General features: G+C 40.3%; 7 protein-coding genes. 1 reads left to right on the top strand and 6 read right to left on the bottom strand.

Annotated elements, in window-relative coordinates:
• The first annotated feature begins 22 nt into the window (after positions 1-22).
• Positions 23-2,002: a sensor histidine kinase gene (locus H8744_RS10935; RefSeq protein WP_262434853.1), complete on the top strand. Its 1,980-nt coding sequence runs from the start codon at positions 23-25 to the stop codon at positions 2,000-2,002.
• A gap of 137 nt (positions 2,003-2,139) precedes the next feature.
• Here H8744_RS10935 and H8744_RS10930 read toward each other — a convergent pair whose 3' ends face one another.
• From H8744_RS10930 to H8744_RS10905, 6 genes are all read right to left on the bottom strand, one after another.
• Complete coding sequence (locus tag H8744_RS10930) at positions 2,140-4,827, bottom strand: alpha-amylase family glycosyl hydrolase (protein ID WP_262434852.1); 2,688 nt, start codon at positions 4,825-4,827, stop codon at positions 2,140-2,142.
• A gap of 3 nt (positions 4,828-4,830) precedes the next feature.
• A complete protein-coding gene (locus H8744_RS10925) occupies positions 4,831-5,238 on the bottom strand; it encodes a hypothetical protein (protein ID WP_262434851.1) in 408 nt (135 codons plus the stop codon).
• Between the two features lie 80 nt (positions 5,239-5,318).
• Entirely contained in the window at positions 5,319-6,692 is a 1,374-nt protein-coding gene (locus tag H8744_RS10920) for an Outer membrane protein SusF domain-containing protein (protein WP_262434850.1), read from the bottom strand.
• A gap of 28 nt (positions 6,693-6,720) precedes the next feature.
• Positions 6,721-7,830, bottom strand: a complete 1,110-nt coding sequence (locus tag H8744_RS10915; protein WP_262434849.1) for a SusF/SusE family carbohydrate-binding protein — start codon at positions 7,828-7,830, stop codon at positions 6,721-6,723.
• A 20-nt stretch (positions 7,831-7,850) separates the two neighbouring features.
• Positions 7,851-9,404: a RagB/SusD family nutrient uptake outer membrane protein gene (locus tag H8744_RS10910; RefSeq protein ID WP_262434848.1), complete on the bottom strand. Its 1,554-nt coding sequence runs from the start codon at positions 9,402-9,404 to the stop codon at positions 7,851-7,853.
• A gap of 19 nt (positions 9,405-9,423) precedes the next feature.
• Entirely contained in the window at positions 9,424-12,393 is a 2,970-nt protein-coding gene (locus H8744_RS10905) for a SusC/RagA family TonB-linked outer membrane protein (RefSeq protein ID WP_262434847.1), read from the bottom strand.
• Positions 12,394-12,910: the final 517 nt, after the last annotated feature.

Genomic DNA, 12,910 nt, shown 5'->3' with positions numbered 1-12,910 from the left:
AAACAATATTATTTTTCTTTTTATGAAGGACGCTTTCAAGCATCTATTCCTGATAGCCCAGTTCTTATTTCCGTTCTGCCTTCAAATGAATGCAGATAATTTTTCCGTTTTCCATCCGGACTCGATCCCCTCCTCCATTCAAAAACTGGATAAATATTATGAAATACCCAATGAATATCTGAAGCAATGGAATAAATTGAAAGCGGAAGCAGATGCTACCGGCAATCTGAGGGATAACTACTTTCTGCTGAAGGACATCAACTATTTTTATTATATGGCCGGTGAAGCTGATAGTGTACGAAAATATACTACTATTCTTCAAGATCTCAGCCGAAAATACAATGACGAACATGGCTATTACTATAACTGGATCCTTCTCAGCGAAACCTACAGTAATTTAGGTGACGGAAAAGCCGCCAGACGTGAAAATGAAGCCATATACAATGATGCACTGCACAATAAAAGCGATATAGGTATGGCATATAACCTGTATGCTATTGCCTCCGGCTACCTCACTGCAAGAGAATATAAAAAAGCAGAGCCCTATCTTGTTCAAGCGATGGAGAAGTTTTATCAAATGAAACGATGGGACATTTATGTCGTTTTGGCAGCCAATAATGTTATTCTGTTATCCGAACAGCATCGTGAAGAAGAGTCGGTGGCGGCATTCCACAAACTGGATTCACTGGCAGACTGTGCCTTAGCGAGCAAACTTCCGGGATTATCTCCCAGAAATATAGCTATGATCAAGTACCAAGCCTTGGTTAAAAGCATGTGTTCCGAGGACATGGAAACATGCCGGAAATATTTGAAAGACATCGAAACAATCTATCAAAAATATCCTTCTATTCCCAAAATCTACTTATACGGCAGTAAACAAGTTTATGCTTACTTGAACAAAGATTACGTAACCCAAGCTGCATATATTGACTCATCTGTGAACTATTACAGAGCCCGAAACAGTAAAGAAAATATGCGCCGGATGTATCAGAATGAAGGTCAGGCACTCGCACTGGCAAATAGATATGAAGAAGCATACGACAAACTATTAAAAGTCATAAAGCTGAGTGATACTCTTTCTTGGGATAAGACAAACAAGCAAGTAAATTACCTTTCGGCCAAATATAATACGAAAAAGCTTGAATTAGAGAAACGCGAACTGATTTTGAAAACACGTAACATGCAACTGATTCTATCCCTCAGCATCGGTATCACCTTATTATTAGGATTGTCTTCCTTAATGATTTTTTATAGACACAAGTCAAAGCTTAATTACAAATTACACTTGCAGGATAAGAATTTGATTGCCGCCAATGAAAAAATACAGAAAGCCAATGAAATGAAAGCCGTGTTCATACAAAATATGAATCATGAGATTCGTACACCATTAAATGCAATCGTAGGGTTCTCGAATATTATCTCTGACTCTTCACTAACTCAGGAAGAACTGAAAGAAATAAGTAAAACTATCAAAACAAACAGTGACAACCTTCTGAAAATAATCAGTGACATGCTCTCCATCGCCAACCTCGAGAGTGACGGGGAAGAGCCTCATTCAGTTCCTTTCTCTGTCAACGAATGTTGTGAAGAGCTTATTAATAATGCAAGGATTTTTGTCAACGAAAACACCAATCTCTATTCCCGATTGCCAGATGAAGATTTCACGCTTGTTTCCGATAGGAAAATGATCTACAAAATCATCTTCAACCTGTTGCATAATGCCACAAAATTCACTTTAAAAGGAAATATCGAATTAAGCTACCGGATAGATGCCAGCTCAAAAAGAATTCTTTTTCTGGTACGCGACACCGGCATAGGAATTCCAAAGGAAAAGAAAGAAATAATATTCGAACGGTTTTATAAGGTAGATTCATTCACACAAGGCTCCGGTTTAGGACTCTCTCTTTGCAAAATATACGCCCATCGCCTCAAAGGTGAAGTTTATCTGGATGATAGCTATCAAGGAGGTTCGTTATTCGTATTGATGCTTCCTATTTCCTGAAGGTAAACCATCCTGTTGACAAGAGTATATCAAGCATCGTGTAAAACATGTATTATATTTCGATAAAGTATCAATATTAACACATATAAAAATAGTATTTTAACGCAGTGTTAAAATACTATTTTTATAATCTCTGATTATTTAATGATTTTACAAGAGCTAACAGCCCCGTCATTCATTACAATCCGGGCTATATAATTTCCGGAAGGCAGAACGGAAAGTCCGAGTATAGAAACATTATCCTGTCGTTGTACCATCATTCCGGAGATAGTAAAAATCTCGACTCGAGCTGCTTCACCATCAATGACAAGTTCATCCCGTTGCTGATCATAATAAGCAGAAAACTGTTCTAATGCCGCAATATTCTCCTCAACACCTGTCAAAACCGGTTTGAAATTTGTGTACAGACGGAATTCATGAGCCGATAGCGGAACTTGTGCAGTAGCGGAAGATACTTCGATAGTACTTTCATCCATAAGATTATACCAGGTTCCTGCAACCGGGAACTGGTAAGAATCGTCCGATGCACTTTTACCCAAATTACCAACCAATACAATATGCTTGTCATCTTTCGAAAGCATCAAATAGCGATTAGACCAGTTATCAGTACCCACTTTCATCGTTAAGGCAACTGAAGAAGTGAACAGGTCGGGATAAGACTGACGCAGTGCAAGTAATTTGCAGTAAGTATCATACAACACTTTGCGCTTGCTGTCTTCCAAATATTCCCAATGGGTAGGTTTCTTGCCTGTACGACCATTATATTCTATGGAAACATCGTATCCCATTTCACCAAATTGCCAAATCATTTTAGGCCCTGGCACAACCAAAGCAAAAGCAGCGTTACATACCAATTGTTTCAAACGGGGTGTCAGAGATAGTCCTGTCATATAACCCATTCGCTCTTCATCATGACTTTCCATGAATCCGACCAGACTCTCTTTCGGCATCGATTGCCCATCGGCATACAAACCTGAGAAATCGGCTGCATTTCCTTTGGCCGATTCACGAAATGCAGAATTCATATTGCGCCACAACATCATACCATCCTCTGCCAATACATTCTCTTCGGAGACAGCACAGAAATGTTCCAAAATCACATAAGCATTCGGATTCACCGCCTTTACGGCAGCATTGTATCCTTTCAAAATGTCGATACGGCTCTGATCAAAGTTACCTGCGGTACTTTCGGACGATTGTTTATTCGTAAAGCCTTTGGTCAAATCGAAACGGAACCCATCTAGATTGAACTCTTCAAGCAAGAACTTAAGGTTTCTTTTCACAAAAGCTTTCGTATACTCCGATTCATGGTTGAAATCATAAAAGACAGAATAAGGATGCGGTGCAGTGACATTGAAGAAAGGATTGTCTTTGGTCGGATTTGTACCGTCAAAATACATCTTTACGTAAGGCATCTCCTGATCAGCCTGATTATAAACGACATCTAGAATGACAGCTAATCCACGCTTATGGCATTCATCAATAAACTGCTTATACATATCGGTAGTTCCATAGGCTTTATCCATTGCGAAATAGAAGTTCGGGTTGTATCCCCAGCTATCATTCCCCGAGAACTCCTGACAAGGCATCAACTCAACTGCTGTCACACCCAAACCTTTCAGATAGTCGAGTTTTTCTAATGCTCCATTGATATTACTACTGTCAGTAAAATCACGGAACAACATCTCATAAATCACCAAGTTGGAACGGTCTACACTCTTAAAGTTCTTAATCTCCCATTCATATTTTTTCTGTCCTGTTTGAATAACAGTCACCGGACCTTCTGTTTTACCAGTAGGATAATCAGCCAAACCGGGATAGGTATCTTCGGTTATGTACTGATCATACACATCCGATATTTTTTCACTATACGGATCGGCTACAATAATAGCACCGTCTACCACATATTGAAAAAAATACTCCTTTTGAGGTTCAAGATTCTTTAGAGTGATCCAGAAATTATCTCCATCTTTCTTCATTTGATAGTCCTTCGATATTTTCCAATCGGTAAAATCTCCTTTTACGTGAACTGTACTTTTCTTCGGAGCAAACAAGACCAAAGTGACCTCAGTGTCATTTATATAATTCGCACCTGCCTGTACCCCCTCCGGAAGTTTTTCTTCCACCGATCCACCTAAGACGGACAATGTACGTGTATCTGTTGCAGTCTTACCATCTGCCGTAGCTTCTGCTTTTAGCACATAGTTGCCGGGATCAGAGAATGTGTAGCTGCAGGAAATCTCTTTCGCATTATCTTTTGATGCCACCACCTTATCATTCAGATAAAGCTTCATCGAGGATACTACGGAAGCTGTTGCCTTCATCGAGACATTTTCCCCGACCGAAACCACATCGTCCACCGGTTCATCCATACGAACACTTATTCCGTCAGCGTAAACTGCGACAAATATGTCAGTTCCACCCTCTCCTTTTCCTTCTTTTGACTTATCTCCGCTACGGAACACAAAAGCCATCTTCTTAATGATTTCTCCATCGGAAATATTATAATAAGTACGTATATCGGGCGTAATATCCAATTGCCACTTATTATTACCAAGGGACTTCATCTTATACTTCTCACTGTTATCACCCCAATCCGGTGCATATCTCCAGTCTTTGTCACCCGTACTCAAATTAGTAATCACACCGGTATGTGCATATACATCTCCCGTGTATCCCATTAACCCTTTATTTCCTTGAGTCGCATCAAAAACGACGCTTACCACCCCTCCCGGAACAGGAAATTCCGGTGTTGTAGTCACAATCTGTGCCTTCAGAAAGAGGGCAAGACACAAAAGTGTAAACAGAGTATAAAATCTTCTCATAAATTAATCCTTATTTATCAATATTTCTTTATTGCCTTTCAATAGATAGACATGACATTCGCTGGCTGAAAAGAGGTAGCGCTCTTTGACTACTATTTCATTACCTATTCTACCGATAAATTCCAATTCGACCTCTTTTTCAAAAAAATCATCTTTGAATCCATCATCGGTAATCCAATAATTACCATTTTCAATTCCCGTATATTTCCGAAGTTCTATATTTTCTCCGGTTTGGGTGTTAATAATCTTGTATTCAGTCAAGATGACCGGAGTTCCATCACTATAATGTAAAAACACAGCTTGAATATCAAACCTATCATCACATACAGTAGAATCCACTTCTGTCACATCCTTATCCGTATGACATCCACACAACAGAAACATCAGCGCAAGAATCAGAACATTTTTCATAATTAATAATAGTTTAGAAAACAAAAAGAGCATAAGTAACTTCTCAAAAAGTCACTCATGCTCCTTCCTTCAATTTATTATTATTGCTTTACCACTGTTGCATTCCAATTATCTGCATTAGCAAGTGAAAGAGTAATCTTATAAGTACCTTCTTCTCCATCAAAAGGTATATTATCATTACTGTTAAATTCCAAATTGCTTAATGTACCTCCCAAATTTACTGCCCAGTCATTATTAGCGCGGAACTTAAATCCACCCGGTTTCAATGTGGTTACAACCGTAAATTCAACTTTGTCCTTATCGTATTCCATCGGAGTTGAAGCGTCCCAGCCATTGGCGGTGGCATCTCCTATCACTCCCATGGTTTCGATCTTATCGGCAGTCCAAGTCAAAGTATTGATATTAGCGTTCAAATAATATAAACCAGCAGTTACTGAAAGATTACCGGCAGTCGGATCTGTCGAAAGCTTACCTTCTTCGGCACCCGCACCGTAATTAGTGCCATCCCAACTACGTTCGGAACATAATTTAAACTCACCGTCCAGATTTATAAATCCACGATAATTTATAAAGTCTGTTGAATAAACGATAGGCGCAGTGGCAGGTGCCCATCCCTGATGATTACCTGCTACATACATGTACGGACTTGCATCGAGCGGCTTAATGCTATAAGTATATTCCAGCATGTTCAGAGTAATTATCACCCAACCGGCATCTTCTATCATCATTGCACCCGGATTTTCAGTTATCAATTTTCCTTCCTCGGAAGTATCTCCATTGATAGCACAACCTAGCACACCGTCATCGTAGATTTTACCAGCATCGATATTTTTTTGAGGTATTACTTTCCAATAGCATGACTCGGGAACCTCAACAGCCACAGAGAATATGGGGTCATCGTATACATCCTTGTCACTATGCCCTAACTTTATCAACGTAGCCGGATCCTCATTCCAATCATTCATGTTACCAATCAAATAATAAGCAGAATCAATAAACGGAGCTTTCGGTGTAACAGCCATTTCGATTGTTTCTGAAGGCAAACGAAAGACTTGACCATCTTTTTCCACATAAGCAGTTACAACTCCCTCCATGACACGTTTTTCAGGGCGCTTGCCATAAATTTCTTCTACGGCTGCCTGTAACTCACTGACATTAACTTTTCCTTCGGATGATACGGCTAATGTTTTTTTACCATCCAACAGTACATCATACTTACTTAACGTGACTCCATCATTCATTTTTGGTGCTGTAAAAGTACTAAACAATATAGAATCAGAATCTATAGAATTCAAGTCAATAGCATCAACTGCGGTAGCAGAAAACGACATGCCCGGTGCAGCTTCTTCCTGATCCCAAGATTGCGGAGCTGCAACATCTTTATTGAAGTCTTCTGTGCAGCCTATAAAAGAGGCTGCCAGAATCAACATCGCATATATATTTATTTTTTTCATTCTTCTTAGTATTTTAGAGTATTTACTATTATTCCACATGTCCGGTTCCATCGGAGAATTTCAGATAAGCTTTTTGTCCGGCTTTCACATTGACACGTGTCTGGTCATCTCCAGTGCCACGATATTCGATTTTGCCGTCCAAAATGATGAACTCAGTCTTCCACCAATCGATGTCGGCAAGCTTAATGCACATACGCATTTCACCATCGGCAACGAAAGCAGGAGAAACAAATTCTCCATCGGCATCTGCTGGAACTGTAAACAAGCGAGTTTCATCGAATGTATCAAATCCTCCGGCAGGATCACCCGTAGAATAAATATTAGGTGCATCAAAGTTTACAGTGTAAGTAAGCTCACGTCCGGTAATTGTCGTATATACAGTCAATTGATACCATCCGCCATTGCTTACTTTGATATTGTCTTCACCGCTTAAACCTGCTCCTGCATTATCATTCAGAGTTGCATTGACGCCAATCGGTTGCCCATCCCAGCTCTTAGAACTATTTAATTTAAATTCTGCACCTTCGGGAATATAAACAATACCCCAGAATGTACCAGGATTACTATGTGTGGGCACCATTTCAACAGCTTTCGCCCAATCCCAATCAACAAATGAACCATTAATATACATGTTGGTCGGTGGTACTACAGGATCAAGCGCATAGTGCAAACGAACTTTAGTAAGCTCAATTGAATTTGAATAAGTCACGCCTGCTCCATTTCCCAAAGCTGCCTTTAACCGGATATAAATTTTCGTTATGATAGGAAAATTTTCTTCCGGTTGTCCGGAAAGTTCTGTAGCAACCACTGCTAATTCACTAGCATTTACATCCATCTTAGCTGTGAAATACGTACTGGGAAGAACATCATATGCCCCTTCCGTTTCAAAGTCATTAACCAAAGAAACTTGCACTGCATAGGTAACGGCAGCCGTATAACCATAATCCGGTTGTGAACATGTCAATTCGATAGATTGCGAATTTTCCAAATCATAAACGTTTGAAGTAGCATAAGCCGGAGTATTCAAAACGAAAGTTGTGGGTTGCTGTAAAGTCGGATTCGAATCTCTGTCAGAATCACAGGAAACGATGAAGAACATTCCCAAAAGCAGCAACATTATTATATTTAGCTTTTTCATCTTAATCTGTTTTTAAAGATTTAATTATTATATCCCGGGTTCTGAATCAGGTTTGAATTAGCAGCCAACTGAGCCACGGGAATTGGTAATAATGTCAGATAGTTGGAAACTGAAACACCTTCGGGAGAACCACCTTTCCAATCCCAAGTGTAATTGGATGTGTATTTATTGAACCGGATCAGGTCAACACGGCGCTGTGCTTCAAAATAGAACTCACGCGCTTTCTCATCCAAAAGAAAATCCAATGTCAATTGAGATTCGGTAATTTCTGTAGCTTTGGCTCGTTTACGCAAATCATTCACAGCTTTTAGTGCATCGGTTTTACTGCCACCGGCTCTTAAGGTAGCCTCAGCGAAAGTCAAGTTAGCCTCTGCCAAACGGAACAACGGGAAATCCATATCCGGGAATTGCTTATTCGGATCACTACCGATTTTTCCATCTTTCGTCACGTTCTTAAACTTGGTAATTGAGTATCCTTCTGTAAATTCACTAGGCTTTTCAATTTCCAGCGTACGGTTCTCTGTCCAAAACATAGCACGTTCATCTTTGACATTGGCCAAATTGCCGTCTTGAGCGAACTTCTTTACTAATGCAACCCGGGCGCGGTTTCCACCCCAAGCCTCAACCGTACCGAAATTGGCTTCCGAATCCATGTCACCAGTAATGAAGCTGCAAACGAAGAACATTCCACTCCATGAACGAGCATAGACACCATCGAAACAGATCGGCATCACCATTTCAGTCGACTTATCATTATCTGCCTTGAACATATCTTCGTATTTCGGTTCCAAAACATATCCTGCATCCATTACCTTTTTAGCATATGTAGCGGCATCCGTCCAATTGGGAGTACCGGTATAAACTTCGGCATTCAGATACAGACGTGAAAGTAGCATCCAAACAGCAGCTTGATCGGCACGACCATACTCGTTGGTACGCGGAGCTTTCATTACCGGTTCTATCTCTTTCAACTCTTTCACTATATAATTGAACAGATCAGTACGTGTAATTCTCTCGGGAATATACGCACCGATACCTGTCACTTCGTCCACAAAAGGAACATTACCGTAAAGATCGACCAAGTAATAATAGTCCAATGCACGTATAAAACGGACTTCAGCACGCTGCAAAGCAGTTTTATCATCGGAAATGCCTTCAGTTTGGATCAAGAAGTTATTACATTGAGCGATTTGTATATACAAACGGTTGAACATATTCAGCACAACACCATTAGAAGCGGTAAATCTGGTATAATTCAACGGAAATACATCTGTATCTCCTGTCCATGCACAAATTGCTTCATCTGTAGAAAGTTCATTGATATTGAACATCATTCGCATCAGACCAGAAGCACCTTCATCTGTATCGGCAATATCCGGTTGACCGGCAGGCCCTTGGTTTCCGGTGATAGCCAATCCGGCATAAATTTTAGCAAAGTTGGCATCCTGATTAAAATAGACATCTATATTAGGATCGATAGGGGAAACATCGAGGTCTCCGACACAGGACGTTAGATTGACCGTCAAAGCCAGTGACAGTGCCGGCAAAATATATTTAAAGAATCTTGTTTTCATAATAAACTATTGATTAAAATTAAAAGTTAAGGCTTAAACCGATTATACCGACCAATGGACGTGGATATACGTTTTTATCGATACCGAAAGTCTTATCAGTTGCATTAGCTACCTCCGGATCCAAACCTTTATATTTAGTAATTACAAAAGGATTCTGAACCGTTCCATAAACACGGCCGTCGATAGCCTTGAACAATTTCTTGAACGTATACCCCAATGTGATGTTGTCACAACGAAGGAAGGAAGCATTCTGTACATAATAATCAGAAAGCACGTTCATATCCTGGAAGTTCGTATCAAAAGCAGAGAACGGCCTGTTAGACAAATATCCCTTATTGTTAACCCATCCTTCACCGATTGGGGCATTGAAGGAAGCTACATTATTATATACATAGTTATTAATGTTTGCACGCAGTGAGAAACTCAAGTCCCAATTCTTATAAATAAGTTTGGAAGTGAAGCCCATGGTAACATCGGCAGCAGGCTTTTTATAGAAATATTTATCGTTCTCATTTACTTGACCATCACCATTGCGGTCGACATACTGGCCTTCGATCGGCTTGCCGTCTTTATCGTACACTTGTTGGTATACATAGAATGAATTAGCCGCGTGTCCTACGCCCTGAGCCTGAACCATCGTACCGGTACCACCATCGATATATCCGACAGGGACAATCGTTGCCGCATCGTCCTGCGCTGTCAACTTGGTAATTTCCGTATCATTCCATGAAACATTGAAACCTAAATCCCACATCCAGTCTTTCGTTGAAATAGCTTTTGCATTGATAGACAGTTCGACACCTTGATTTTTCAATGAACCGATATTGCTGACAATACGATTGGTAAAGTTAGTACCGGAAGGAACATCGATCACGTTAATCAAATCTTTTGTTTCACGATAATAGTAATCCAAAGCAGCAGTAATCCGGTTATTTACGAATCCAAAATCCAATCCGGCATTCCAAGTGGTTGTTTGCTCCCACTTCAAATCGGGGTTGTAACCATTCGGACGTGAGATAGGCACCTGTCTGTTATCACCGAACTGATAGTAAGCACCATCCAGTCCCGACATGTAAGTAGCCATATACGGATAATCTCCCTGCTGAATGTCCTGTTGTCCTGTGATACCATAGCCTAAACGCAGCTTCAAATCAGAAACGGCATCAACATCGGCCAAGAAAGCTTCTTCTTTCAATCTCCATCCCAAAGCTACAGAAGGGAACAATCCCCAACGATTGTCTTTGGAGAAACGCGAAGTTCCATCATTACGAAGAGTAGCCGTAACCAAATATCTGTTTTTAAATGAATAGTTCAAACGTCCGAAGAAAGAAACCAGGTAACTTTCTGTTTTAAAATTATATGAGGTCGGATTCGAATTGTTCAGATTGTTATAGGCATTCTCTTTTGTCCGATGGAAGTGTTGCCATGAATAACCTGCCATAACATCGAAATGGTGGTTCTCATTGAAATCCTTGGAATACTGAAGATAAAAGTCTAAAAGCAAATTATATTTATCAATCGTTTCATAACCGGTTTTACCGTTTTCAATATAACCGATAGGAGATTCTTTCGGATAATAGGTGTCTTGCGTACCGGTTGCCAAGTCCATACCCAAATTCAAGTTAGCTCTCAAGTCGGGCAGGAAATGGAATTTATAATCAAACTGTGCATTGGCTACCAAATTCTTGGAGTTGGCCTCATCTTTCTTTTGCTCAAGCATAGATACCGGGTTCTTCGTTGCGATGGAAATAAACTCTCCACTTGTCGGATTTTCCCAAGCAAAATAGCCTCCATATTTAGAATTACCATTCATCACCGGCTGTGTCGGGTCGAAGTTCAGAGCTGCACCGATTGCACCGGTATCCGCAAATCGTGAATTTGCAATCATACCTTTCGCATTCAGGTTGATGTTCAAATGATTATCAAAAAGACTCGGGTTCAAACTGATAGAACCTGTATAACGTTCGAAATTGGAAGTCTTAAGGATACCGTTCTGATTTGTATAACCGAAAGACACACGGTAAGGCATATTTTTCAGACCACCCGAAACGGTTACGTTGTGATCGGTACCTACGGCCGTTCTGAATATTTCATCCGACCAATTGGTATTAGCCTTTCCGAGCAATTGGGCAGCACCGGACTCTTCGCCAAATGAAGAGATGACAAAATCACGGTATTGATCCGCATTCATCACTTCTATTTCATTCACTTTCGTACTGATTGATACATTGCCATCATATGTTACGCGCGGACGGGCACCCTTTTCGCCCTTCTTAGTGGTGATGATAATGACACCGTTAGAAGCACGTGATCCGTAAATAGCCGTAGCAGAAGCATCTTTCAACACGGTAAATGTCTCGATATCGTTCGGATTGATAGAACTCAAGGGATTGGAAACGCCCTTAATTCCTTCATTATCGATAGGAAGCCCATCGATTACGATCAGAGGATTGTTGCTTGCAGAAAGTGAAGAACCTCCACGGACGCGAATTGTCGCACCACCACCGGGGGCACCACCGTCAGACGTCACATTGACACCAGCAATCTTACCGGTAATCATATCCGATGCAGTGGTAGTCAACCCACGATTCAATTTATCCGGCTTGATGGCTGTTACGGAACCGGTCATATCGTTCTTTTTCACCGTACCGTAACCGATCACCACTACAGCGTCCAACACTTGGGAATCATCCTCAAGAGTAACTATCACCGAGGGAGCAGCTTTTACTTCCACAGGTTTATAACCGATAAAAGTGATAGAAATAACCGAATTTTGAGGAGCATTAAGAACAAAATTACCATCCAGATCGGTAATCGCACCATTAGTAGTACCTTTTACCACTACATTCGCACCAATGATAGGTTCGCCCGCTACATCTTTCACATGTCCCCTTACAGAGATCTGCTGTGCATAAGCGCCTAACGACAAGAAAAGCCCAAATAACATGGGCAGAATCATTTGATAGATTCTAAGATTAACTTGCTTCATGCAACTAATAAATTAAAGTTAACAATATAAATTAATATGATTTCTCTAAATCGAAACAGGGACATATCGCTTTAGTCCCTTCTTTACGACGCAACAAAAATAGAGTTATTAACATTGATAAGGATAAGAAAACAATAAAATCAGTGCATACAATGATGCAATCGTTTGCACTGATCTGGCAATTAATTATATATAATAAGGTGAACAATTTCCGGTTAAATTGCCCTAACTAAATATTATGAAATTTTCATTCAAACCATCTGTCAAATATAATCCATGTTCGAGTCAATCGCTATTTTGGCAGAACATATGGAAACATTAAAGTTCTCATAATATAATCACCTGATTTACAACATATCCACATTGCATTTTTACCTCGGTGACCAAGGGGGTCTTCATCGGTGACCAAGGCCTCCTTCATCGGTGACCAAGAGCATGTTCATCGGTGACCTCCAAGGTATTCCCCGGTGACAACAAAATCCACTGTTCCGGAGAATCTACAATGTAAAATATTATG

This window comes from Jilunia laotingensis, from assembly GCF_014385165.1.
In the GTDB taxonomy this organism is placed as follows: Bacteria; Bacteroidota; Bacteroidia; order Bacteroidales; family Bacteroidaceae; genus Bacteroides; species Bacteroides laotingensis.
This window is presented reverse-complemented; position numbering and strand designations above follow the sequence as displayed.

Coding starts and splice junctions, on each gene's coding strand:
- H8744_RS10935 (WP_262434853.1), top strand. CDS start 23: ATGAAGGACGCTTTCAAGCATCTATTCCTGATAGCCCAGTTCTTATTT.
- H8744_RS10930 (WP_262434852.1), bottom strand. CDS start 4,827: ATGAGAAGATTTTATACTCTGTTTACACTTTTGTGTCTTGCCCTCTTT.
- H8744_RS10925 (WP_262434851.1), bottom strand. CDS start 5,238: ATGAAAAATGTTCTGATTCTTGCGCTGATGTTTCTGTTGTGTGGATGT.
- H8744_RS10920 (WP_262434850.1), bottom strand. CDS start 6,692: ATGAAAAAAATAAATATATATGCGATGTTGATTCTGGCAGCCTCTTTT.
- H8744_RS10915 (WP_262434849.1), bottom strand. CDS start 7,830: ATGAAAAAGCTAAATATAATAATGTTGCTGCTTTTGGGAATGTTCTTC.
- H8744_RS10910 (WP_262434848.1), bottom strand. CDS start 9,404: ATGAAAACAAGATTCTTTAAATATATTTTGCCGGCACTGTCACTGGCT.
- H8744_RS10905 (WP_262434847.1), bottom strand. CDS start 12,393: ATGAAGCAAGTTAATCTTAGAATCTATCAAATGATTCTGCCCATGTTA.